The sequence below is a fragment of the Streptococcus infantis genome (genome assembly GCF_047463615.1).
Taxonomy (GTDB): Bacteria; Bacillota; Bacilli; order Lactobacillales; family Streptococcaceae; genus Streptococcus; species Streptococcus infantis_X.
Window position 1 is genome coordinate 54,626 of sequence record NZ_JASHDO010000009.1, and the last position, 25,162, is coordinate 79,787.

The 25,162-nt window shown below is 39.4% G+C and carries 24 protein-coding genes and 7 tRNA genes; 2 read left to right on the forward strand and 29 right to left on the reverse strand.

Going from position 1 to position 25,162, the window contains the following annotated elements; translation table 11 throughout:
* Positions 1–86: 86 nt before the first annotated feature.
* Genes QM874_RS08265 through QM874_RS08275 form a run of 3 tightly spaced genes read right to left on the reverse strand, consistent with a single transcriptional unit; the run spans position 87 to position 2,225 of the window.
* Entirely contained in the window at positions 87–611 is a 525-nt protein-coding gene (locus tag QM874_RS08265) for a hypothetical protein (RefSeq protein ID WP_414316919.1), read from the reverse strand.
* A 4-nt stretch (positions 612–615) separates the two neighbouring features.
* Positions 616–1,812 (reverse strand): hypothetical protein, encoded by a 1,197-nt coding sequence (locus QM874_RS08270; protein WP_414316920.1) that lies wholly within the window; start codon positions 1,810–1,812, stop codon positions 616–618.
* 17 nt (positions 1,813–1,829) lie between these two features.
* On the reverse strand, positions 1,830–2,225 hold the full coding sequence (locus QM874_RS08275) for a hypothetical protein (RefSeq protein WP_414316921.1): 396 nt from the start codon (positions 2,223–2,225) through the stop codon (positions 1,830–1,832).
* A gap of 146 nt (positions 2,226–2,371) precedes the next feature.
* Between QM874_RS08275 and QM874_RS08280 the strand changes: the two genes are divergently transcribed.
* Positions 2,372–2,704 (forward strand): helix-turn-helix domain-containing protein, encoded by a 333-nt coding sequence (locus tag QM874_RS08280; protein WP_219123138.1) that lies wholly within the window; start codon positions 2,372–2,374, stop codon positions 2,702–2,704.
* A gap of 299 nt (positions 2,705–3,003) precedes the next feature.
* Positions 3,004–4,848 (forward strand): APC family permease, encoded by a 1,845-nt coding sequence (locus tag QM874_RS08285; RefSeq protein WP_414316922.1) that lies wholly within the window; start codon positions 3,004–3,006, stop codon positions 4,846–4,848.
* Positions 4,849–4,944: 96 nt separating this feature from the next.
* Here QM874_RS08285 and QM874_RS08290 read toward each other — a convergent pair whose 3' ends face one another.
* The 26 genes from QM874_RS08290 to QM874_RS08415 form a co-directional block, all read right to left on the reverse strand.
* Complete coding sequence (locus tag QM874_RS08290; protein WP_414316923.1) at positions 4,945–6,909, reverse strand: peptide ABC transporter substrate-binding protein; 1,965 nt, start codon at positions 6,907–6,909, stop codon at positions 4,945–4,947.
* 142 nt (positions 6,910–7,051) lie between these two features.
* Positions 7,052–7,186: a 50S ribosomal protein L34 gene (gene rpmH, locus QM874_RS08295; protein ID WP_000831905.1), complete on the reverse strand. Its 135-nt coding sequence runs from the start codon at positions 7,184–7,186 to the stop codon at positions 7,052–7,054.
* 144 nt (positions 7,187–7,330) lie between these two features.
* Positions 7,331–8,545 (reverse strand): pyridoxal phosphate-dependent aminotransferase, encoded by a 1,215-nt coding sequence (locus QM874_RS08300; protein WP_414316924.1) that lies wholly within the window; start codon positions 8,543–8,545, stop codon positions 7,331–7,333.
* Positions 8,546–9,198: 653 nt separating this feature from the next.
* Positions 9,199–10,659, reverse strand: coding sequence for a glutamate--tRNA ligase (gene gltX / locus QM874_RS08305; RefSeq protein WP_414316925.1), 1,461 nt, complete (start codon positions 10,657–10,659; stop codon positions 9,199–9,201).
* A 130-nt stretch (positions 10,660–10,789) separates the two neighbouring features.
* Complete coding sequence (locus tag QM874_RS08310) at positions 10,790–12,139, reverse strand: glucose-6-phosphate isomerase (RefSeq protein ID WP_414316926.1); 1,350 nt, start codon at positions 12,137–12,139, stop codon at positions 10,790–10,792.
* Positions 12,140–12,308: 169 nt separating this feature from the next.
* Positions 12,309–12,998 (reverse strand): gamma-glutamyl-gamma-aminobutyrate hydrolase family protein, encoded by a 690-nt coding sequence (locus QM874_RS08315; RefSeq protein WP_004251575.1) that lies wholly within the window; start codon positions 12,996–12,998, stop codon positions 12,309–12,311.
* A gap of 288 nt (positions 12,999–13,286) precedes the next feature.
* Positions 13,287–15,053: an ABC transporter ATP-binding protein gene (locus QM874_RS08320; RefSeq protein WP_414316927.1), complete on the reverse strand. Its 1,767-nt coding sequence runs from the start codon at positions 15,051–15,053 to the stop codon at positions 13,287–13,289.
* A gap of 1 nt (position 15,054) precedes the next feature.
* A complete protein-coding gene (locus QM874_RS08325; protein ID WP_414316928.1) occupies positions 15,055–16,761 on the reverse strand; it encodes an ABC transporter ATP-binding protein in 1,707 nt (568 codons plus the stop codon).
* A 189-nt stretch (positions 16,762–16,950) separates the two neighbouring features.
* Positions 16,951–17,652 (reverse strand): histidine phosphatase family protein, encoded by a 702-nt coding sequence (locus QM874_RS08330; RefSeq protein ID WP_414316929.1) that lies wholly within the window; start codon positions 17,650–17,652, stop codon positions 16,951–16,953.
* Between the two features lie 58 nt (positions 17,653–17,710).
* Positions 17,711–18,148 carry a competence type IV pilus minor pilin ComGG gene (gene comGG, locus QM874_RS08335; RefSeq protein ID WP_414316930.1) on the reverse strand — a complete coding sequence of 146 codons (438 nt, stop codon included), beginning with the start codon at positions 18,146–18,148 and terminating at the stop codon, positions 17,711–17,713.
* On the reverse strand, positions 18,126–18,587 hold the full coding sequence (gene comGF, locus QM874_RS08340; protein ID WP_414316931.1) for a competence type IV pilus minor pilin ComGF: 462 nt from the start codon (positions 18,585–18,587) through the stop codon (positions 18,126–18,128). The genes comGG and comGF overlap by 23 nt, the downstream gene beginning before the upstream one ends.
* The gene (gene comGE / locus QM874_RS08345; protein ID WP_414316932.1) at positions 18,550–18,852 is read right to left on the reverse strand and encodes a competence type IV pilus minor pilin ComGE; all 303 of its coding nucleotides are present in this window, start codon (positions 18,850–18,852) and stop codon (positions 18,550–18,552) included. The genes comGF and comGE overlap by 38 nt, the downstream gene beginning before the upstream one ends.
* Positions 18,815–19,249 carry a competence type IV pilus minor pilin ComGD gene (gene comGD / locus QM874_RS08350; protein WP_414316933.1) on the reverse strand — a complete coding sequence of 145 codons (435 nt, stop codon included), beginning with the start codon at positions 19,247–19,249 and terminating at the stop codon, positions 18,815–18,817. The genes comGE and comGD overlap by 38 nt, the downstream gene beginning before the upstream one ends.
* A complete protein-coding gene (gene comGC, locus QM874_RS08355) occupies positions 19,212–19,535 on the reverse strand; it encodes a competence type IV pilus major pilin ComGC (protein WP_414316934.1) in 324 nt (107 codons plus the stop codon). The genes comGD and comGC overlap by 38 nt, the downstream gene beginning before the upstream one ends.
* Entirely contained in the window at positions 19,536–20,552 is a 1,017-nt protein-coding gene (gene comGB / locus QM874_RS08360; protein WP_414316940.1) for a competence type IV pilus assembly protein ComGB, read from the reverse strand.
* Positions 20,500–21,441, reverse strand: a complete 942-nt coding sequence (gene comGA, locus QM874_RS08365) for a competence type IV pilus ATPase ComGA (protein WP_414316935.1) — start codon at positions 21,439–21,441, stop codon at positions 20,500–20,502. The genes comGB and comGA overlap by 53 nt, the downstream gene beginning before the upstream one ends.
* Positions 21,442–21,499: 58 nt before the next feature.
* Positions 21,500–21,877: a DUF1033 family protein gene (locus tag QM874_RS08370; protein WP_414316936.1), complete on the reverse strand. Its 378-nt coding sequence runs from the start codon at positions 21,875–21,877 to the stop codon at positions 21,500–21,502.
* 134 nt (positions 21,878–22,011) lie between these two features.
* Positions 22,012–23,070, reverse strand: coding sequence for a zinc-dependent alcohol dehydrogenase family protein (locus QM874_RS08375; protein ID WP_414316937.1), 1,059 nt, complete (start codon positions 23,068–23,070; stop codon positions 22,012–22,014).
* A gap of 137 nt (positions 23,071–23,207) precedes the next feature.
* Entirely contained in the window at positions 23,208–24,359 is a 1,152-nt protein-coding gene (gene nagA, locus QM874_RS08380; protein ID WP_414316938.1) for an N-acetylglucosamine-6-phosphate deacetylase, read from the reverse strand.
* 167 nt (positions 24,360–24,526) lie between these two features.
* A tRNA-Leu gene (locus QM874_RS08385) sits at positions 24,527–24,610 on the reverse strand.
* A 9-nt stretch (positions 24,611–24,619) separates the two neighbouring features.
* A tRNA-Gln gene (locus QM874_RS08390) sits at positions 24,620–24,691 on the reverse strand.
* Positions 24,692–24,703: 12 nt separating this feature from the next.
* Positions 24,704–24,776: transfer RNA gene (locus tag QM874_RS08395), tRNA-His, on the reverse strand.
* A gap of 14 nt (positions 24,777–24,790) precedes the next feature.
* Positions 24,791–24,861 (reverse strand) — tRNA-Trp (locus QM874_RS08400).
* A 5-nt stretch (positions 24,862–24,866) separates the two neighbouring features.
* Positions 24,867–24,947: transfer RNA gene (locus QM874_RS08405), tRNA-Tyr, on the reverse strand.
* A gap of 13 nt (positions 24,948–24,960) precedes the next feature.
* A tRNA-Phe gene (locus tag QM874_RS08410) sits at positions 24,961–25,033 on the reverse strand.
* Between the two features lie 3 nt (positions 25,034–25,036).
* A tRNA-Met gene (locus tag QM874_RS08415) sits at positions 25,037–25,110 on the reverse strand.
* Between the last annotated feature and the right edge of the window lie 52 nt (positions 25,111–25,162).

Here is a 25,162-nt window from a genome sequence, read left to right on the forward strand (position 1 = left end):
TTCCCCAAACACAACAGTCAGCGATAAAAAATAGCAGCTATACAAAATCGTATAACTACTATGTATTTTGTTTATTTCTTCCAAAATTAATGAAAAACATTATCATCATTAAATACTAACTCTGAATAAAAAATATTGGATGTTTGTTTAATATTTTCCAAATGGTTTGCTCTTTGTGACTGAGTAAATTTTACTTGTATGCCTTGTTTACTATTATAATTTATAAAGTCGATATGTTTGTCTCCAGCCATCTTTTCAAGTGTACTTAACTCAGCCATAATAATTCTGATTTTTCTTATATCTTCCTGTGTATCAACAAATACAAATGAAACTGCTGGAATCATTCCTAGCATGTTGGCTGTGTCTTTTAGTTTTTCTATATTACTCCGATCAAAATCAAACGATTTACTTTCTGTTGCTGGAAAATTTCTGCCCTTCACAGAAATAGCTAGCCTTTTGGATTCTCCAGTCCTTCTGACAGCTATTACATCTGCACCAACGTGATCAATGAGAGCAACTGACCAATTATTTAATCCTAAAATATACATTACCAAAGATTCTGAAAAATCACCGAATTGTTTTGGGAAACGAAGATCGCGATAATTAGTCATATTATTATCTATCCTTAAAAAAACGTTCTAAAACATATAAGCCATTTTGCGATGGTTGTCCTCCATCCATTTCTTCTTTATCAACTCGAATACCATTATAAAAATGTTCAACGAATCTTTCAAAATCTACTGGACTTAATGTCTTTTCCTTTAGTTTACCTTTATCTGAAACTTGCAAACGATAATCAAAAAAGAGTAACTTTACAATAGCTTTTAGCCCATTTCTCCATTGATCTTTGGGAAAAATTTCCTTTACTATTGAGTCAATGGATAATCCGTCATGTACGTATCGATATAAAATAGATCCAATAAAATTAGTCGCATTCGCTCCTAGTTGCTTCCTTATTTTCGGTAGTTGACTACTATAATTTTTTTGGCCATTTAACCTCCAATATTCATATTGCAAGGTCAATATAAAATATAATACCTCATCACTTTCATTTTTATGATTTGCAAAGTGCAATGAGACTTGATAATTATTTTCAAATGTTGTCTTCCCTTTATACAGTATATCAACCATGAACACTTGTGATCCGCCTTTTTCCTGTGAAACAAACTTTTCAATTTCTTTAAACGGAATTAGTAAATCTACACTAGACCTATCTAATGCTCCCAAAATATAAACAAGATAATCATCAAAAACTGCGACATAACATATATGAGTGGATGATGAGAATGGCCAAGAGCCTTCTAGTTCAGATACTCTTTTATCTAAATCTCCTTCTAAAACAATTGAATACTTATATTCTGATGCAAAAGCCAATCCTTGCGAATAAATATAATTTAAAATCTTATCATTTCCCACACTCGTCCTTTGAGGAGTATAAATAATATTATTCATTGAGTCAATCGCATCCCCAAAAGTAGCAGTTAAACGAGGTACACTCTGCTTTATCTTTTGTGTTTTACTTTGTTCCAAACAGTCTGAAATAGTCAATCCTGTATCGTAGGTACCAGTTGGATAGGATTCAACAAAAAATTTAATTTCATCTTTAGTAACCGAAATTTTACCACGATTTTTACCGCCTTTTTCACAATATCCTTGCGTAATAGCAGATATTTTCCATGCATAGTTTTTATTACTATAAAAATCCTCTGCAATAAACGATCCACTTTCACCATTCACAAGATAGCGATACAATACTTCTACGCGTTCTTCTTTACTGGTTTGTAAAAAATCATTCAATAAGCCAAAACTCATGTTATTTTCCTACCATTCTACTTTTTAACTTTCCACATTGTAATACCATTTTTACCATTATATTCTGCTTTATAGCCAGCAGATTTTATTAATGTTATAGTTCTTTTACATATTGTTTCTACATCTTTTCCAGTATTAAAATAAAGCCAAGTAGGTAATTTATCATATAAAGGCGTATCTCTGAAATATCTAGATTGATAAAAACTATAAAAACTAGCATTAAATACATTTCTAGAGAAAAATTTAGTTCTTCCATCATAGTTATAACTCATTAACTTTTCGGTTCTTTTAAATTCCTCTATAGCATACTTTTTAAAAGCTCTATATAATTGTTCTTTTTGACTGGTGCTCATAACCTTAGTTTTATGGTAAACACTATACGCTTTTGCAGTTGCAGCAGAATACACTAACATTAGACCATACTCCTTTTGTATTGTTTTTTATCTATTTTAACACAAAATAGTACGACGCGCTATACTATATTGATGTTTTAGACAGTTAATTGTACTTAAAAAATCATATAAAGGATAGTAGAATAGTACAAAAGAGGAAATTACGGATGGAAGCTAATCAATTACAAAAATACATAGCAGAGCGTATAAGAGAATGTAGAAAAGAACAAAATCTCAGCCAAGAACAATTATCCAATCAAGCCGGACTAGGTATTAAAGCAATACAGAACATCGAGAATATGAAATATGATTTTAAAATACACACACTTGAAAAAGTGCTTACTGCTTTAGGTATGACCGTAGAAGACTTCTTTAATTTCCCACTTTCAAATAATTCCGTCCCTATCACTACATTGATCGATAACATCTCAGATTTATCACACACAAAAAAATTAAAAATCATTTCTTTGTTCAATGAAATTGTCAAAAACATAGATTAAAAGAGGAACTCTCAATGAATTCCTCTTTTTGTATGCTACTTTAACTTTCTTTTGGTTAGTTTTATGGTTAATTTGTGCCTCAATAATATCACGAGTCCTTAAACTGCACTCCAAACACTCTAAGTATGAGTATCAAAAATCATTTATATTTCCTCGTTTTTTCTACCTTCTATTATACCAAAAAAACTAGTCTCATCCTTATAGGAAAAAATATTTTGAAATCATTCATTTTTTCTTGACGGCTTTTTTTCATAGCAGTATAATAACTCTTGTTGAAATTTTTCAGAAAAGGAAAGAAAATGTTTACAAAACTAAAATATACCTTTATTGGTCGTCCCCTTAAGTCCTTAACTGAAGGCGAGGGAGGACTACTTGGAAAAACACAGGCACTCGCAATGCTATCAAGCGATGCTCTATCATCTATTGCGTACGGACCTGAACAGGTCGTTCTCGTCTTGGCCAGCCTTTCTCCGCTTGCTATCTGGTGGAGTCTTCCTATCGGCATTTTTGTCCTCTTACTATTAGCTAGCCTGACCATTTCTTATAGACAAATCATCCATGCCTACCCTCAAGGTGGAGGTGCCTATATGGTTACTCGAGAAAACCTCTCCCCTGAGTTAGGTTTGATTGCTGGGGGAAGTCTGCTTGTTGACTATATGCTAACAGTAGCCGTATCAGTGGCAGCAGGAGCTGATGCTATCACTGCTGCACTTCCTGCCCTCCATCCTTACAACCTCCACATCTCTATTTTTCTAGTATGTTTGCTCATGCTTTTAAATCTACGAGGCTTGAGGGAATCTGCTAGTTCTCTGATGATCCCCGTCTATCTCTTTATCTTTAGTACGGTCTTCCTCTTATTGTTTGGTATCTTCCAACTGTTGACAGGTTCTCTCAGTTATCATGCAACTTCTGCAATTGGTCAAACTGTCCCAAGTCTCTCAATTGTCCTAATTTTAAGAGCCTTTACCAGCGGTTCGGCCTCACTAACTGGAGTTGAAGCTATCTCAAATGCCGTTCCATTTTTCAAGAGCCCTAAAGAAAAAAACGCAGCTCAAACATTGACCATCATGTCTCTGATTCTTGGATTTCTATTTGCAGGGATTACCTTCTTAAACTACTGGATGGGGATTACACCTCAACACGGAGAAACAATCCTCTCACAAATGGCTAAAGGGATTTTAGGGGATTCAGCTCTCGGTCAGATTGTTTATTATCTCTTCCAATTCTCAACAGCCCTAATCCTAGCCGTTGCTGCAAATACTGGTTTTTCTGCCTTTCCAATGTTGGCTTACAATATGGCTAAGAACAAGTACATGCCCCATCTCTTTATGGAAAAGGGAGACCGCCTGGGTTACTCAAACGGTATTTTAACCTTAGCCTTTGGTGCTATAATACTTCTACTTATTTTCAACGGAAATACAGAACGCTTGATCCCTCTTTATACTATCGGAGTTTTCGTCCCTTTTGCACTTTCTCAAACAGGGATGATTCGCCACTGGAAAAAAGAAAAAGGCTCTCATTTCTTAAAATCTGCCTTTGCTAATATCCTCGGCGCTATCATTTGTTATGCTATCGTCCTTATTCTACTACTCTTCAGGCTTGGGGATATCTGGCCCTTCTTCCCAATTATCCTAGTCTTAACCTTCCTCTTTTTAGCCATCCACAGTCATTACCAAAAGGTGGCTAAACAACTTCGACTTTATGAAGGAATTCAAAAGAAATCCTACGATGGCAATGTCGTCCTTGTCTTAGTGGGAAATGTGACTCGAGTCAGCGTCGGAGCGATTAATTACGCTCAAAGCATAGGAGATGAGGTTTTGGCCATGCACATTTCCACCAAGGAAACGGAGGAAAAAGACCAAGAAATCCTCCAAGAATTTGCCGACTACTTCCCAAATATTACTCTAAAAAACATTAATACTAGCTATCGCGATATCATTACTCCTACAGTCCGCTATGTTCGAAAGATTTCTCAAGAAGCAAAGAACAAGAACTACACGGTTACAGTTCTTGTACCCCAGTTTATCCCTAACAAACCTTGGCAAAATATCCTACACAATCAAATGAGCCTCAAATTAAAATATGCTCTCAGATGGCACGAAGATGTCGTCGTTGCTAGCTACTCTTATCATTTGAAAGAATAAAGAAAAGGCATTACCAGAACCAACAAGCTACTGGTAATGCCTTTTTCTGAATCTAGTCCCTAAAATTAGACTTGAAATTTTATTGATAACCTTCTTCTATCGAACGTGGTTCGCCAAATCTTCTTGGGCTTTTTTATTAGACTCAGCTTTTTCTTTTTGCCATTTTTCATAAAGTTCTTGATACTGTTTCGCAGTCACAGGTTCCTTTTGCAATTCAACATATTTGTAGTTGTCCGCATCTCCCTTGTGTCCAACAAATGAGAAGGCCCCTGTAAATGGAACAGTCTTACGGAAGATTGGATTAGCTCCTCCACTTTGAACTGGTAGGAAGAGAGCACTATCTGTCAACCAAGCTTGAACTTCGGCAAATTTTTCATAACGTGTTTGCGTATTTTCATTCTCATTATCTGCCGCATCCAACAACTCCTTGTAGGTAGTTAAACCGAGTTTTTCTTTGACTTCATTGTCTTTTCCTGGAGTCAAGCCAAGATTTTTCAACTGAGAACCAGAGTCTGGATCCAAGAGATCAAGATAGGTTTTCGGATCTGAGAAATCTCCACTCCATCCTGAGATATCGATGTCATAATCCTTTTGATCGGCGGTATCCGCAAAGAAGGTAGCATTGTCTTTCTCATCTGGTGACAATTGAATGATATCAATAACCACATTATCTGATCCAAGCGTTGCTTCAACTGTCTGTTTGAAGGAGCTTGCCTGCTGAACGTCCAACTTAGCAGTTTGGTCTACCAACATATCCAAGTGGATAGGGAAGGTCACGCCTTCTGCTTGCAAACTTTCTTTAGCCTTGGCAAATTCAGCCTTGGCTTTTTCAGGATCCAAGAAAGCTGCTTGGGCATCGTTTAGATTGATGTTAGACCACTCTGTACCATAGTTGACCATCTTTTCATTGACAGCATCTCCAAAGTTTTTGCCACCGATTTGAACAAAGTTACTTGGTGTGACTGTATTTCGAAGGATTCGATCAGCCCCATCTTCTCCATTTGTCTGGGCAGCATAGGCATGACGGTCAAAGGCAAAGTTAATAGCCTGACGGAAATCTTTATTTTGCATTGCTAGACGTGAGTCCGTCTTTTCTTTATCCGTCTGTTTCATGGTTTGCTTGTAGCTTTGACGATTAACATTGAAGAGATAATAGAAGGTTATAGCATTTTGAGGAGTATAAGTAATCTTGTCCTCATTCCCTTTTTTCAACTGGTCAAAGACTGAGCTTGTTGGGAAGATACGCCCGTCTGTATAGTTGCCTTCTAAGAATCCTCTAGCCAAACTGTCTTGGTCTGAACCGTCATAGAAGGAAAGTTTTACTTTCTCAATCTTCACATTGTCCTTGTCCCAGTAATTCGGATTCTTTTCAAACTCAATTAAAGATTTTGAAGTGAATGATTTGAACAAGTAAGGCCCATTTGACAGGATACTAGATGGAGTTACACTTCCAAATTCATCTCCCTTGGATTTCAAAAAGGCTTCATTGACAGGGCTTAAAATTCCCCCAGTTGTCTTCGAATTCCAGTAGGACTCTGGCTTGTTTAAGGTATATTGGAGAGTATAGTCATCGACTGCCTTGATACCAACAGTCTCAAAGTCGGATGATTGACCCTCAACATAGTCCGCCAAACCTTTGATAGAGTCTTGCACCAAGTACAAGTTTTCTGCCTTTTTATCCGCCGCATACTTGAGGCCTATCACAAAGTCATGAGCTGTTACTTCAGCATATTCTTCTCCTTCAGAGGTATACCACTTAACACCTTGACGGATTTTATAGGTATAGGTCAAGCCATCTTTTGATACTGTCCATGATTCAGCCATAGAAGGAACCAAATTGCCATACTTATCATTTTCCAACAAACCATCAATCAAGTTTGTCGTAATGCTAGAAGTCGAGCCACGTGTCGAAGTAATGTAGTCTAGTGTATCTGGATTGCTAGCAAATACATAAGAGTAGGTTTTATCAGATGCATTTGACTGTGTCGAGTTACAAGCTACCATCAAGAAGCTTGCACTCAAAAGCCCAGCTCCTAGTAGAAGGATTTTTGATTTTTTCATAAATATTCTCCATTTTTGTAGTATATGAAATATTATACACTATTTCAGAAAAAATAGAAAGCAAATGCAGGCCATCATTTAGGGCAAAACAAAAGCCAGTAGACTCGAGTTCCTACTGACTTCATTGTTGAATTTGTTTGGATTATGCAGCCAAAACTTTGCGTCCTTTACGACGACGAGCTGCCAATACGCGACGACCGTTTTTAGTTGACATACGGTTACGGAATCCGTGTTTACGCGCACGACGTAGTTTACTTGGTTGATAAGTACGTTTCACGATGAATACCTCCTCATAGATTTTGTATTCGTTTAGCCGGCTATAAAGTGATCAGTTACTAAACATACTTTACTATTCTATCTGATTCTTTTGCATTTGTCAATAGCCCTGACAAATGTTTCCAGCTTTTTTGCTATGAAAGCCTTATCTACGATACTGTTTCAAGAAACGGGTCATCTTTTCTTGGATTTGGGCTAACTCATCTACACGTGGTAAATAAACGATACGGAAGTGATCTGGTTCTCTCCAGTTAAATCCTCGTCCGTGAACCAAAAGTACCTTCTCTTGCTTCAAGAAATCAAGGACAAACTGCTCATCATCATCGATACGGTACATATTGCGGTCAATTTTAGGGAAGATATAAAGCCCCGCTTTAGGTTTAACCGCTGACAAACCTGGAATCTCTTGGATGGCATTGTAGATGAAGTTTCTTTGCTCATAGATGCGACCACCTGGCAATAGTAATTCGTCCACCGATTGGTGACCACCGAGTGAAGTTTGAACAACCTGTTGTGCTAGGACGTTAGAGCAAAGACGCATATTTGAAAGCATATTAAGGCCTTCGATATAGCCTTTGACATGCTTCTTAGGACCAGACAAGACCATCCAACCCACACGGAATCCTGCGATACGGTGAGATTTAGACAGACCATTCATGCTGACACAGAAAAGATCTGGTGCTAGACTAGCTACCGGTGTATGAACATTGCCATCCATAACCATACGGTCGTAGATTTCATCCGCAAAGATAATTAAGTCGTTTTGACGAGCAATCTCAATAATATCTAACAAGAGTTCCTTAGGATAGAGGGCTCCAGTTGGGTTATTTGGATTGATCAAAACGATAGCCTTAGTATTTGAACTAATCTTAGACTTGATATCATCTAAGTCAGGATACCATTCAGCTTCTTCATCACAGACGTAGTGAACGGCATTTCCTCCAGCCAGGCTGACTGCAGCAGTCCAAAGAGGATAGTCAGGCATAGGGACCAAGACCTCATCACCATTGTCCAAGAGACCTTGCATAGACATAACAATCAGCTCACTAACCCCATTCCCAAGGTAAATATCGTCAATACCAACATTGGGGAATTTCTTGAGCTGGCAGTACTGCATAATTGCTTTACGGGCTGAAAAGATCCCTTTTGAGTCCGAATAACCTTCACTATCACGCGCATTCATAATCAAATCATGGATGACCTCATCTGGTGCTGTAAAGCCAAACTCAGCTGGGTTTCCTGTATTCAAGCGGAGGATTTTTTCCCCATTTGCTCGCATACGCATGGCTTCCTCAAGGACTGGACCACGAATGTCGTAAGCCACATGCTCTAATTTGATTGATTTGTTAAATTCTTTCATTTGAGTTCCTCAATTCATCAGGATAGTTAATATTATACCACTTGATAGAAAAAACGTAAATTTCGCGATAGCATTCCACAAAAAAACCTTGCTTAACGCAAGGTAAACAGAGCAAGGTCGATTCCTTTCTATTCTCGGGAAAAGAAAGAGTAGATACACAGTTGCATATCAACTACGAATCGAAAACGAAGGCATCGTTATGGATGATAGTTGCATGAACGCACGAATTTCTTCCTGTGATCAGCAAAACGCAAAGAAAAAATAAGTCGACTCAACAAACAACATAGACGATGTCTGGGCTAATTCGAGTCTGTTTGTAAAGAATTTTACCATATCACTGACTTCTTTCCCCTGCCCTGTCACTTAATATTATACACTAAAACTTTTGCATTTTCAAATAAGTACATATAAAAGGAACTCTTTTTTAAAGTGCCACCTAAACATTTAATTTATAGCAGCTTGAATCTAAAACAGTACATTGCGATTGCAAAATGTTTCTAGAAATAAATCTGACTTTCCCAATTGCTTTGTTCACATCTTATTTCAATACACCATAATATGATTCTACTTTGGCAACAAAAAAGAGAGAACCATCTGATTCTCTCTGAACTAAGTCCTACAATTACTATAATTAAAAGTAGTCGAAACTTAGCTTATTTTGCAATCTCTGCCAACATTTTTTCAATATGTTGGATTGATTTTTCGCGACCAAGCAAGTAGATGGTTTCTGGTAGTTCTGGCCCATGCATCTCCCCTGAAACAGCGATACGGATTGGCATGAAGAGGTTCTTCCCTTTGATACCTGTTTCTTTTTGAACTGCTTTGATTTGTGGGAAAATGTTTTCCACCACAAACTCGTCGTCTGACATAGACTCAAGTTTCGCCTTAAAGGCCTCAAGTACAGTCGGAACAGTTTCACCAGCCATCACTTCTCGTTCAGCTTCTGTCAATTCTGGGAAGTCTGAAAAGAAAAGGTCTGTCAATGGAACGATTTCGTCCACTGACTTCATTTGTGGTTTGTAGAGTTCCACCAATTTTTTAGCCTTGTCTGTCAAACGTCCTGCTTCTTCAAGGAATGGTTTTGCCATTTCAAAAATAGTCTCGAGGTCTGCATTCTTGATATAGTCATTGCTCATCCAATCAAGTTTCTTCTGGTCGAAGGCTGCTGGAGACTTACTAAGACGGTTTTCATCAAAGAGCTTGATGAGTTCTTCACGAGAGAAGATTTCATCTTCCCCGCCAGGGTTCCAGCCAAGAAGAGCGATAAAGTTAAAGACTGCTTCTGGAAGGTAGCCCTTCTTACGGTAATCTTCGATGAACTGAAGTGTATTGGTGTCACGTTTAGACAACTTCTTACCAGTTTCAGAGTTAATAATCAAAGTCATGTGACCGAACTCTGGAGCTTCCCAACCAAGCGCTTCATAGACCATGAGCTGTTTTGGTGTATTGGCAATGTGGTCATCTCCACGAATGACATGAGAGATTTGCATATCGTGGTCATCAATCACAACGGCAAAATTGTAAGTTGGGTAGCCATCTTTCTTTTGGATAACCCAGTCCCCACCGATATTGCCACCTTCAAATTCGATATCACCTTTGACCATGTCATGCCACTTGTAGATACCAGACTCATTCACTGCCAAACGTACAGTTGGGATAATACCTGCTGCTTCACGTTCTGCAACGTAAGCTGCTTTTTCTTCTTGGCTCATACCAAGGTATTCGTTAATGTAACGAGGTGTTTCACCTGCTGCTTCTTGGCGTTCGCGTTCAGTTGCTAATTCTTCTTCTGTAACGTAAGATTTGTAGGCTTTTCCTTCAGCTAAGAGTTGGTCAATGTATTTTTGATAGAGTTCCAAACGCTCAGACTGGCGGTAGTTTTCATGAGTCTCTGGACTTTCATCCCAGTCCATGCCCAACCAACGAAGGTTTTCAAGCTGTGAACGTTCTCCGTCTTCAACGTGACGCTTACGGTCAGTATCCTCGATACGGATGATAAAAGTTCCACCATGGTGGCGTGCATACAAGTAGTTAAACAATGCTGTACGGGCATTTCCAATGTGTAGTAGTCCTGTTGGACTTGGTGCATAACGCACACGAATATCTTTTGACATAGTTTCTCCTGTAAAGTCTATAGGCATCTGCCTTTTTGCTCTCTATATTATATCACAAGTCTTGCCAGAGTCCAATTTCTCTTTTCAAGAAAAAGCAAAAAGAGTGGTAAAACCACTCTTTTTTATTCTATTATAGACGAGCGTTTAGTTCTTTGCTCAATTCTTCAAATCCTGGTTTACCAAGAAGGGCAAACATGTTACGTTTGTAAGCTTCAACACCTGGTTGGTCAAATGGGTTGATAGCATTCAAGTAACCTGAAAGGGCGATAGCCAATTCGAAGAAGTAGATAGTGTATCCAAGAGTGAAGGCATCTTGCTCAGGAAGAGTCACGTACATGTTTGGCACGTCACCGTCAGTGTGGGCAAGAAGAACACCATCAGTTGCTTTTTTGTTAACGAAGTCAACATCTTTTCCTTGGAGGTAGCCAAGTCCGTCAAGGTCTTCTTCCAAAGTAGGGATGATTACATTCTTACGAGGTTTGTCAACGCGGACAACTGTTTCAAACATGATACGAGTTCCTTCTTGGATAAATTGCCCCAATGAATGCAAGTCTGTTGAGAAGTTAGCTGAAGTTGGGTAAATACCTTTCTGGTCTTTCCCTTCTGACTCACCAGCCAATTGTTTCCACCATTCTGAGAAGTATTGAAGTGATGGCTCGTAGTTTACCAAGATTTCAGTGGCATAGCCTTTACGGTAAAGGATGTTACGCACTGCAGCATATTGGTAAGCTTCATTTTCAGAAAGTTTGTCTGAAGTGTAGTCTTTACGAGCAGCATTAGCACCTTCCATAAGGGCTTTGATATCTGCACCTGATGCTGCGATTGGAAGCAAACCAACTGCTGTCAATACTGAGAAGCGTCCACCGATATCATCTGGAACAACAAATGTTTCCCAACCGTTAGCATCTGCTTCAACCTTAACAGCACCTTTTTGGCGGTCAGTTGTTGCGTAGATACGTTTGTTAGCTTCTTCTTGACCGTATTTCTTAACCAAGAGTTCTTTGAAGACACGGAAAGCGATGGCTGGTTCAGTTGTTGTACCTGATTTAGAAATCACGTTCACTGAGAAGTCTTTATCTGAAACATACTCTACCAAGTCAGCAAGGTAAGTTGATGAGATTGAGTTCCCAGCGTAAAGGATTTGTGGCGCTTTGCGTTCTTCTTTTATTTGCAAGTTTGCAAAGTGGTGGTTCAAGAAGTCAATGGCTGCTTTAGCTCCAAGGTATGATCCACCGATACCGATAACAACCAAGACATCGCTGTCTGATTTGATTTGTTCAGCAGCTTTCAAGATGCGGTCAAATTCTTCGCGGTCGTAGTTCTCAGGAAGGTCCAACCAACCCAAGAAGTCGCTACCAGCACCAGTTCCTTTACGGATCAATTCGTCTGCTGCTGTAACTTGTGCTTGCATGTATTCCACTTCATGTGGTGCAACAAATTTGTCTAATACTTTTGAATAATCAAATTTAATATGTGACATAGTATTCCTCCAAAATTTCTTCTTTTCTATCATAACGCTTACTAACAATTTTTTCAAGTTTTTATACTAAAAATTTCCAATTTTTATCACAATTCAAACGTTTGCGTAAAAACGCGACTCTATAAAAATTCGTAAGTGATGAATAAAAAAACGACTAGGTTTCTAGTCGTTACAATTCATTCAATAAATACTCAAATAATTCTAAGTTGCCATCTTCTTCATTGACCAGAAATTCTGGATGCCACTGGAGACCAATAATACGGTGTTCATCAATGGATTCAATTGCTTCAACAGTTTGATCACGTGGATCTACAGCCGTCACACGGAAATTGGGTGCCAGATCTTTAATGCTCTGACGGTGAACTGAATTAACCTGACTTTCTTTACCAAACAATTTAGACACTACACTGCCATCCACTGTCTCAATAGAATGTGAAGTCCCAAAAGGTAGACCTTGCCAATGACCTTCAATATCCTGATTGAGTGTCCCACCAAAGGCAACATTGACAAGCTGGACACCACGGCAAATGGCTAAGATTGGCTTGTTCTGACGCAAGGCTTCTTGTAGAAGAGCTAGCTCAAACTCGTCGCGAGTTAGGTTATAGTCGTCGCTATCAATCGTTTTTTCTTCACCATAAAACTGAGGATGGACATTTTGCCCTCCAGTCAAGATAAGCTTGTCAATCATTTCTACGTAGTCGTGGACAACTGACTCATCCCCAACTGGAATCACCAAAGGAAGTCCGCCAACCTGACGAATACTCTCAGCAAATTTACAAGAGACTGATGAATGAATATTTTTTCCTTCTGCGTCCACAGGACATAGGTTCGCCGCTACTCCAACAACTGTTCTTGCCATCACTGACTTCCTTTCGTTTTCTATTGATAATCTTATCTTATCATCCTTGCCCACTCCTGTCTAATATGTATTTTTTAAGTCCGTGATAAAATTTTTTTATCAGAAAAAGTTGCCCAAAATTAGGACAACTTTTTTGCTTATACTCAATGAAAATCAAAGAGCAAATTAGGAAGCTAGCCGCAGGTTGCTCAAAACACAGTTTTGAGGTTGTGGATAGAACTGACGAAGTCAGTAACACATATACGGCAAGGGGACGCTGACGTGGTTTGAAGAGATTTTCGAAGAGTATTATTCAAAGACAAATTGATTATGATACAATTCTGCGTAGAAGCCATCAAGTTTCAGCAATTCGTGATGATTTCCTTGCTCAATAACTTGACCATCTTTAAGTACAATAATCTGATCAGCATTTAGAATTGTTTTCAAGCGGTGAGCAATCACAAAACTAGTTCTTCCTGCCACAATAGCTTCCATGGCATTTTGAATCTTGCTTTCTGTTACAGTATCAACATTTGATGTTGCCTCATCCAAGATTAAGACCTGTGGATCTGTCATCAAGGTACGGGCGATGGAAATCAGCTGCTTTTGACCGGTTGAGAAGACGCTCTGGTCATCATTAATCAGAGTATCGTACTTATCTGGTAGACTTTCGATATAGTCATGGATATGTGTAGCCTTTGCAGCTGCTTCTACCATCTCCTTACTAGCATCTGGTACACCGAATCGAATATTGTCCCGAATAGTTCCGCTAAACAAAACAGAATCCTGTAGGACAATTCCTACCTTACTTCGCAAACTGTCTAAATCAAACTCGCGAATATCTGTTCCATCAAAGCTGATACTACCTGCATCCACATCATAAAAACGATTGATCAAGTTCATGATGGTCGTTTTCCCTGAACCTGTCGGACCAACTACCGCAATCATTTTCCCTTTTGGAGCTGAAATGCTGACATCTTTCAGAATCGGTTTACCCGGAAGGTAGGAGAAGTCTACGTTCTGAATCTCCACACCCTCTTTTAATTCGCTAAAGGCTGGAGCATCTTGAGGGCGGACTTCTTCTTCTGCATCAAACATTTCTTGGATTCGTTCTGCACCTGTAAAGGCTAGTTGCAAACTTCCCCAGCTCGCTGCCAATTGGATAATTGGTTGGTAATATTGCTGAGAAAACTGGGTAAACATGACAATCAAACCCAGAGCAGTTGCTGTCTCGATGTTCTTATCATTCAGTAAGACAGCTGAACCGACAAAAATAACAATAGCTGTATTGACCAAGCTCATCCCGTTCATAACAGGAAAAAGAATTCCTGAAAACATTCTGCCCTTGAAAGTGGCTTTTCGAACCCGTTCATTCTGCTCGACAAAACCAGCAATCACATCTTCTTGAATGCCCTGAACGATAACTGCTTTTTGCCCAGAAATACTTTCATCCATGTATGCATTTAGCTTCCCAACCTCTTTTTGCTGAAGGTTGGTATATTTTCTTGCCAATTTCAAAATGACAATCAACATGATGACAGCTATCGGAGTGCTAGCAATCGTAATCAAAGCCAAGGTCACATTTTTTGCGAACATGACAATCAACAAACCAATATAAAGGGCAATATTGGTCATAACAGACACCAGACTCTCGTTGAAAGCCTGTAGGATGTTGTCCAAGTCACTGGTGAAACGTGACAGGATATCACCATCTTGATGGCGGTCAAAGAAGGAAACAGTCAAGCGAGAAAGCTTGCCAAAAAGTCCCTTACGCATCTCATTTGTCGATTCGGCAATAATACGGCTCATCAAAACCATATAGATGAGACTCGACACCACGAGCACAATCAAAATATAAGCAAGATTCATCAAGAGTCCCAAGAGACTTTGCCAAACCATATCAGGATTCCCATTTTGATAAGCTATAACCAAATTAGCCAGTTCTGTGACTGTTTGACCTGCAAACACTGGAAAGAGGGCTTGGGCTACCGTTGCAATGATAATCATAGCAATGACAACGACAAAGGATATCTTATAAACTTTAAAATAGTTCCAAAAGAATTCAAATGTCTTCATCCTACTCCTCCTTTCCTTTTTGCGTTTCATAAATTTCACGATAAACTGGATTCGTTGCGACCAAGTCAGCATGCTTACCTTGACCAATCAAGCGACCTTGGTCAAGCACTAAAATTTTATCCGCATGCACAACAGAGCTAATCTTTTGCGCGATGATAATCGTAGTCGTCCCCTTCAAATCCTTATTGAGGGCTTCTTGGACCAAACGTTCTGATTTGGCATCAAGGGCGGAGGTTGAATCATCAAAAATCAAAATCTTAGGATTGCTAACAATCCCACGCGCAATAGACATTCTTTGTTTTTGTCCACCAGAAAAGTTGGTCCCACGTTCTTCAACCGGACTTTCAAAGGCTAAGTCCATACGACTAATAAATTCACTCGCCTGGGCAATGCGAGCTGCGCGTTCCATTTCTGAAACTGTCGCATCTCCCTTACCTTGTCTGAGATTATCTGCGATGGTTCCACTAAAGAGAATGGCTTTTTGTAGGACGATAGAAACTGTCTTACGAAGCGTCCCTTCACTAACTGTACGAATGTCCTTTCCACCAATTTTGATCGAACCTTGCTGAGGATCAAATAATCGTGGAATCAACTGAGCCAAGGTTGATTTCCCTGCACCAGTTGCTCCGACAACCCCAACCATTTCACCAGCTGCGATATCGAAGGATACATCTTTTAGGATAGGTTCTTCATCATTTGGATAGGTAAAGGTCACATTTTCAAAACTGAGACTTCCTTCCAATTCTTCATCTTCCACATCCTTGAAAGTCATAGCTGGTTCTGTATCAAGGATTTCACGAATACGACGAAGGGAAATCATGGCACGAGTAACTGAGTTCCCCAAAAATCCAACCATGACGATGGTAAAGATAATCTGACTCAGATAGTTCACAAAGGAAGCAATGGAACCAACGACTGACGGATCTGACTCTGCCATACCTGCTACAAGCCAGATTGAAAGAAAAACGGCCCCATAAGAAATCAGCATCATTACAGGCTGAACGATAGAAAAGGCGTAGCCGATATAAAGGTTTTCACCCAGCAATTCATCGGATACCTGCGTAAACTTATCAAATTGATCTTTTTCTCGGACAAAAGACTTAACCACGCGCACACCACGTAAATTCTCTTTGGCAATGGCATTGATACGCTCCAATAAGGTCTGGAATTTTGCAAAGCGCGGCCCCATCATTCCCATCATAAGACCTGTCATGGCGACGATCAAAACGACCATAAGAACCAGCACCCACCACAGCGAAGGCAGAGTAACAACGGCTAATATAAAGGAACCAATAAATAAAATCGGTAGTCGAAAGAGGATTTGGAAGGTCATCATAACGACGTTTTGAATCTGGTTGATATCGTTGGTCATACGCACAACGAGGTTCCCTGCATTAAACTTCTCAATATTGGCGTATGAAAAAGTTTGAATCTTACGAAAGGCATCTTCACGTAAGTCAGACGAAACTCCTTGAGCAATGTAGGCTGCTAACATAACATTGATGCCACCTGCGACCAAACCGATCAAGGCAACTAGAATTAACCAAAATCCGATACTATAAATAGCTTCATTATCACCTGTTAGCAGTGCCTCTAAAACTTTCTGCAAATAACGCGGTTGCAGGAGTGAACTCGTTACCATTAGACCTGTCATAATTAAGGAAGCTAGAGCCTGCCATTTGTATGCTTTTATTTTCTGAAACAGCATATTTCCTCCTAATCAGATAGACAAAAGGGAACGACAACTCTGTCAGTCCCTTCTTATGCTTTCATGTTGATGCTATTCTAACAAAAAAGAATGCTATTGTCAAAGCACTCAGCTCTCAGAAGCTTGTGCAAACACGACATTAGCATTCTATCAATCCTTTAAAAATTCTTCTAAATTTAGTACTGAATTTTATTGTTCTGAACTATCTTGCTCGTCTAATTGAGCTCGTCCAATTTCACGGTAGCTAGAGTCCCCAACAATCTGGACTGAGAACTGACCATCTTCGTACTCTAGAATCGTCACACTTCCATTATCAAGACCATGTGGATGCATGCCGTTAATGAGGTAAACAATAGTTCCAATTGTCATTCCATGACTGACAACGAGAGCATTTCCTCCACCATTGGCTTCCATTTCCTTGGCAATGGCTTCAAAACCTTCCCAGATGCGACCACTTAGTTTTTCCCATCCTTCAGCCCAGCCTGCTGTATCCACTTCTACCAAACCTTCAGCTAGTTCAGCATAGGACAAACGATGCACATGATCGACATTAAAGATACGAGGAATGATGCCCATAAATAGGTCCCCATCATAAGCACCATCAAAGCTACCAAAGCACCACTCACGGATTCGCTTATCCATACGATAAGGAATTTGTCCTGTTAAACCAAGCTCCTCAAGGATAATCCCCATAGTCTGAATGGTCCGCCCCGAGTCACTTGAATAAGCACGCTCAAACCTTAAGCCTGACTCACGCAAGCCAATCCCCAATTCATGAATACCTCGCTCACCTTCAGCTGTTAAAGGAGTATCACTCCAGCCTTGAGCACGCCCAATCGTATTAAACATTGTTTTCCCATGACGCACTAGATACAATTTTACACTTGCCATTTTTGGTCCTCCATATGTATCTATTATAGCATGATTTCAGGTAAAAACCTCGTCCTAACTATTCTGTATCATTCCTAAAAGGGGCTAATTTGGAAGACATAGCTATCTCTTTTTTAACCTGTTCTTCTTTTTTCTCCTCACTTCCTTCTTTAGACTTGTTTTCTATCTTCTTAGCCTTTTGGTCAGTTTTTTTCTGAGATGGAAAGTGAAATTCAAACTGATTTTTTCCTGTGTCAATAGTCGCTGTGAAGAAGTTTTCGTCGTTACGATAAGTTGACTTTCCTACATTGAATGACTGTTCTCCACTTTCAGAATTAGCTCTTTCATAGGTTCTCTTAGCCATCGCATAAGCCACCAGTTTCTCTTTATTTAAGACATAATCCTGATGATGAGCTACTTGCCGGTTCAGATAAAATTGCAACAGAAGACTAAAAATACCTGCCATTACAAGGGCATAAAGAAGAACGCCTGCTCTAACTTTTTTCTTTTTCAACACGATAGATAAACTCCCTCTCTAGTCCCTTTTCAAACTGAAAATTGAAATGAACATTTTGCCCTTTTTGGTAAATATGTGCTGATTTAAGGCCATAAACCATGGGTTGATAGCCACGTCCACTGGCATCTGTTTTCCGAAAATCATCTGACCTTGATTTACCCATGGAAATAGGTTTACCATCTTGTTTGAGGTAAAGCCTATCATTCTCAACTTTTTCAAACCGGGCTCGACTCAACTCTGCTTCTAGCTGATCCACAAATAAAAGCCACTCCTTCTGCTCACTTTTGTGCTGATAGCGAACTTCTGAAACCAAGAGTTGGCTCATAGATTGAAAAAGAAGTAAACTCCCACTAATCACAATAAGAGCAACCAGAGATTCTAAAAGAGTAAAGGCTCTGACTCTACTTATCTTGAATCGCCAGTAATTTTTCAGTTCCATGATACACCTCCAAACCTCGCTCATTCGAGACAACATGAACAGTAAGCCCATTGACAGTCAACTGCTTTTGTCCAGTTTGCAAAGCCATACGAGCCACTCGTAAAACTTCTTCCTGTTTTAGAAGCTCTGCTTCTCTTTTTCTACTTTCTTGAATCTGCCCCAGCAAGAGGGTTGCAATACTGGCAAAAATGGCTAGTGAAATCACTGCTTCCAGTAAAATAACCGCCTTAATTTTTTGCTTCTTGAATACGTTTAATCTTTCCATTTCCTATATTTAGTCGATAGCGAACTACTTCTTTCCTTGTTTGAAATCTGATGCTAACCAGATATGAACTACCTCCAGCCTTATCAAATGTTATTGACTGATGTGACTGAAGCTGAATCCCTTTAGGAATGGCTAACTTTTGATAACCATTACTAATACTCCTCTCTTCTAACATTAAATTCATCTTTTGTTGATTAGCCAGACTTCGTTTCTGGGTTTCTCGATAAAGTTCCTCAAACTCCATGAAGAAAATTTGCTCTTCCACCGCCGCAAAAGTGGATTGAACTGAACTTGACAAACCCAAAGCCAAAATGCTGACTATCCCTAAAACCAATAGACTTTCTAGCATGGTAAAAGCCCTAATCCGCAACTGTTTGACTTGTCTTTTGTTTATCATGATACTCTTTGTAAGCTTTTGCTTGCTCAGCAGTGATACGTCCATCTGCCTGTAATTTGCTTAGACTAGCATCTTCATTTTTATCCAGACTATAGAGTTCTGCTTGACTTTCTACCACCTTGACGACAGCTGCTTTCCCCTTATCATTGACTGCATCCTTTTGCTTAGTAAGATTTGGCACAAAAAGTAAAAGTAAAACACTAATAATTAAAAGTACAATTAACATTTCTACAAGAGTAAAGGCTTGTACCTTAGCTTTCTTCAATTTCATCATCATTTTTTTCATCTAAAAATTTACCTCCATATTTTGATACATTGGCAGCAACATGGCTGCGTACAATAAAACGATTAGCAGGGCTACAAAAATAAAGACCAGTGGTTGAACAAGGTTCATGGTTCGATTAACCCGAGTAAAGAAAGATTCCCAAGTTTTCTCCGCATATATTTCCAGTTCACTTCCCAACTTAGATTTAACTTCTCCATATTCAATGATTAATCCCAACTCCTTTCTAAAGAAGGGATAGGTCTGAACAACCTTAGAAAATTCATGCCCATTTTGCAAGGCTTGATCTAAATCTTGTCCTATTTCCCTAAAAAGAGGATTTCCTTTCTCCTGCATCATCTGGAAAATCTGTGATAGCTCCAGGCCTTGACCAATCATATTACCCCATTCTCGAGCATAATAGGCAGTTAGATAATACTGAACAAACACACCTAGAAAGGGAATTCTAGCCAGAAAAGAGAAAACTTGAATTTTCGCAGACTTTCTGTAGAAAATCAGACCAGTTAAAGATACTAAACCCAGAACAAGAGTGAAACTAAGAAAAATCTGTGGTAGATTGCCAATCACTAAGGTAGCTATGTTACTACTATCCAGTTGGGGCAAGAGATAATTTCGCAACCCCAACATTATGAGCAGTAAGAAAGCTAGCAAAATAAGTGGGTAGGTCGCAACTTCAATTAACCTCTTCTTGACCTTAGCAAGATTATCCAAATATTCTTCAATTTTCCCCAAACTCAAGTGGAGATTTCCATGAACTTCAGCCAATGAAAGTTGAGTGACAATCGCACTCGAAAAACCTAAATTCCCCATCATTTCCGAGAAAGATTTTCCTTTCGATAGTCCTAGGCGCATCTGTGAAACATATTCCTTCTCCAACAAAAGACTTCTATCAAGAAAGGAAATGATTTCTACCAAGTGAAAACCACTAGAAAACAAATTGTTAAAGAGAGTGATAATTTTCTTCTGCTTACTGGTAGCTAATTTTCTCCGTTTCAGCTTGAAGGGCAGTGATATGTCCATCTTTAAAAAGTTGGTCAATTTGCTCATTCCACTTGTTTGCTTGGTGTTCTTGATAATTTTGGTTTGCAAAATCAATAATTCCTCCTCCCCCGATTAACCTCTGGTAGCAAACACCTTGTAAAACAACTGCTAGTTCATCTTCGCTGACACCAAGTTCTAAAAGACGCTCATAAACTCCACGAATACTCTTAGCATGAATGGTTGAGAATACTGTGGCACCCGTTAAGCTAGCTCGTACAACAGCACGGGCTGTTTCGCTATCCCGAATTTCCCCAATAATCAAAAGATCTGGGCGGTGCCGCAAAGAAAGTTTTATCAAGTTTTCATAACTCAGTCCGATAGCTTCATTGAGTTGTAATTGCAGCATCTCTTCTTGCTTAATCTCGACTGGGTCCTCAATGGACATGACTTGTTGTCCCTTAAACAATGACTTAGCTAATTCATGCATTAAGGTAGTTTTACCACTTCCTACAGGTCCTGCAAATAGATAAAGGCCGCGTTGCCTAAAGCCCTTTTCTAGTTCCTTAAGGTCTTGAAACCAGAAGCGTAACTCTTGCTCTTCATCGTGTAAAAGGCGAATAACTAAACTCTCATGACCACGATAATCTCCTACCGTCGATAGGCGTAGTGAAGACACCTTGCCATCATGCTGATAATCACAGGACCCAAGCTGACTACGACGCTTTTCTCCAACATTCATCCCTGCAATAAATTTAAAATGACTAATGACAGCACCCAACTTTTCAAAGTCATAACTATCAACAAATCGCCTCTCATCTCCAACTCGCATATGTAGCTCATAAATCTTTTCTTTAGGAACAAAATAGATGTCCTGAGCTCCCTGTTTTTTGGCCAGTGTAATCAATTCTTGTGCAAGTATTTGTACCATATCTTCCTCCTCATTCTTATTATTCGAAGAAAATATAAAAAAAGAAGAAACAACTTCATTAAAAAGTTGTTTCTTCTTTTTTGATGCGACAAGTACGGTGGATTTCTAAACCAGTTTGTTTTTCATAACCCGGTCTGAATTTTTCATCTGGTATAACTTGACCATCTTCCAGTAAAGCCAAGGAATGATATTGCTGAAGAAATTCATCACATTCTTCACACCAACGTTGGTCGCCTGGATCCCAAAATATGGTCATCAAATCTCCGCGACTCTTGTAGAGCGGGATTCTCTCTTCCAAATCAAACCAACAAGATTTATAATACTTCAAGGCGTCATAGTAGTTTTCGAATTGCTTACTCGCAATAACATCTTCTTCCCAGCCTTCTAAAAACCACCAAGGCTCAAAATCTCCATACATTTCTATAACTCGATACATTTCTTACTTCCTTTGTACCGTATATTATAGCGAATTTTTTAGAATAATGAAAGAAATTTGCTCATTTTCACGAATTATAAAACTTTTTCAAAAAATCCAGCTATTCAAAAAAATAACTGGATTCAAAGATAAGATTAACTTTCTGAAATATCGTTTTCAATGATAACCTTAATCGCATGATGATCTGCAGCCTTACCAAATACTTCATAGGCCTTTTCAATTTCACTTAGTTTGAAGTAATGAGTTACTAATTTTTCTGGTTCAATTTTATGGCTTTCTAAAGCTTTCAAAAGCTGAGGAGTTGTGTTGGTAGAAACCAAGCCGGTAGTTACGTTAATGTTACGAATCCATAGAGTATCCAAATCAAACTGAACTGGCTTACCATGCACACCACAGTTTGCTACCGTTCCATCAATCCCAATAATCTTCTGACAGAAGTCAAAACTTTGTGGGATCCCAACTGCTTCGATAGCTACATCAACCCCTCTACCATCTGTTAAATCGTAGATTTCTTGAATAGCCTTTTCAGCATCTGCACAGTTGATTTTATGAGTAGCACCAAAAGAAACAGCAGTATCCAAACGGTGATCATCTAAGTCTACCATAATCAATTTAGCTGGTGAGTAGAATTGTGCAGTCAAGAGAGCTGCCAAGCCAACTGGACCTGAACCTATGATAGCTACACTACAACCAGGCTCTACTTTCCCTTTTAAGACACCAATTTCATAACCAGTTGGTAGGATATCAGATAACATAACCAAGGCTTCATCAGACAAGTCAGCTGGAGTGTGATAGAGAGTATTATCAGCATGAGGAACACGAAGATATTCTGCTTGCATACCGTCGATCAAATGTCCAAAAATCCAACCACCTTCGTCTTCACAGTGGGCATAGATTCCCTTTTTACAGTAGTAGCATTTACCACAGGCACAAACACAAGAAATCAAAACCTTATCACCCTTTTTGAAGTTTGAAACTCCTGCTCCGACTTCCTCTACAATACCAATTCCTTCATGCCCTAGGATAGTTCCACTCTTACAAGCAGGAACATCCCCTTTAATAATATGAAGGTCTGTACCACAAATAGTAGTCTTAACGATACGCACAATAGCATCTGTCGGCTTGCGAATAATCGGTTTGTCAACATCAACAAATGACGCAAGTCCTGGTTTAACGTAAGTATAAGCTTTCATAAGCACTCCTCCGCTTTTTTATTTGTATTGTTTATATCATAATTGTAAGCCTATTCAAATAGAAAATCAAGTAATATGTGAAAAAAATAACAAAATTATTAAAAAAGTAGAAACTAAATTAGTTTCTACTTTAGAGATTATGCTTGATAACGTTTTTCACCATCAAGGTAAGTTGCTACCAATTCCAAATCCTTATCAAGAACGATAAAGTCAGCATCGTAGCCTTCACGGATTTGTCCGCAAACGTCATCAATATGAACTGATTTTGCTGGGTTGAGACTGGCCATCATAACTGCTTCATGTGGATTTGCAATGCCCCATTCAACAACATTTTTCAAACCATCTTTAAGTTTGAGAATAGAACCTGCCAAGTTCCCAGTAGATTTGAGACGTGCAGTACCATTTGCAACCACAACTGGGAATTCTCCTAGCATGTAGTCACCATCTTGCAAACCACCCGCTGTCATACAGTCAGTGATAAGAGCAATATTTCCAGTACCTTTTTGTTTAAGTAGGATGTCACAGGCCTTAGGATCAACGTGATGCCCATCGCATATCAATTCAGCATAAGTATGTGGCAATTCATACATAGCACCAACCATACCAAGCTCACGGTGAGTTAACCCACGCATACCATTATAAGCATGAACCCAAACACTTGCACCAGCGTCAACAGCCTTCTTAGCCTGATCAAAAGTTGCATTTGAGTGACCTAAAGCAACAGTAACTCCTTCACCAGTAACCGTACGTACAAAGTCCTCAACACCTTCACGTTCAGGTGCAAGGGCAATTTTATTTAGAAGACCATTAGCAGCCTTCTGCCAAGCACGAAATTCATCCATGCGAGGATCTTTCATGTAAGCAGGGTTTTGAGCTCCTTTAAATTCCTCAGTAAAGTATGGACCTTCAAAGTAAATCCCACGAATTTTAGCACCAGATGCCTCTTTGTAGCGCGCACCAATATTTTCAGTAACAGCTAATAATTTTTCGTATGATGATGTTAGAGTAGTTGGTAGGAAACTAGTAACACCTGTGCTAAGAAGACCTTCACTCATCGTATGAAGTGTACCTTCAATATTGTTATCCATAACATCGACACCACCGAAACCGTGAATGTGAGTGTCAACTAGACCCGGTGCAATGCTGTAACCAGAGTAGTCTAAAATTTCAGCATCCTCAGAAATCTCTTCAACGTGCTTACCAAACTTGCCATCAATAAGTTCCAAATAACCTCCACGACGAATACCATGTGGATAGAAAAATTGATCAGCTTTAATATACTTAGGCATAATGAAAACCTCCTTAAGAAAATATTCTACTATTTATTATGTCAATTACATTATAAACCTTTCAAAAGAATTTGTAAATGGTATAGACCTATTTTTAGTAAAATTTTTTTAAACTTTATTTGAAAAAAAAAAAAAAACAAGATCCGAAAACCTTGTCTTCTCTACTATACCGGCGGCCGGGGTCGAACCGGCACGTCCTTGCGGACACTGGATTTTGAGTCCAGCGCGTCTGCCAATTCCGCCACGCCGGCAAAGTATAACTGGGGTAGCTGGATTCGAACCAACGCATGAGGGAGTCAAAGTCCCTTGCCTTACCGCTTGGCTATACCCCAATAATATAAATAGGCGAGTGAGGGGAATCGAACCCCCGAATGTCAGAGCCACAATCTGATGTGTTAACCACTTCACCACACCCGCCATAATTTAACAAACACGGGCAGTAGGAATTGAACCCACACTGAAGGTTTTGGAGACCTTAGTTCTACCTTTAAACTATGCCCGTTACTATGGAAGGGGAGGGATTCGAACCCCCGAACCCAAAGGAGCGGATTTACAGTCCGCCGCGTTTAGCCTCTTCGCTACCCTTCCTTAATAATATAAATGGCGCGAGACGGAATCGAACCGCCGACACATGGAGCTTCAATCCATTGCTCTACCAACTGAGCTACCGAGCCTTATTGCGGGAGCAGGATTTGAACCTACGACCTTCGGGTTATGAGCCCGACGAGCTACCGAGCTGCTCCATCCCGCGTTAATAATAAAGGAGGATGTGGGATTCGAACCCACGCACGCTTTTACACGCC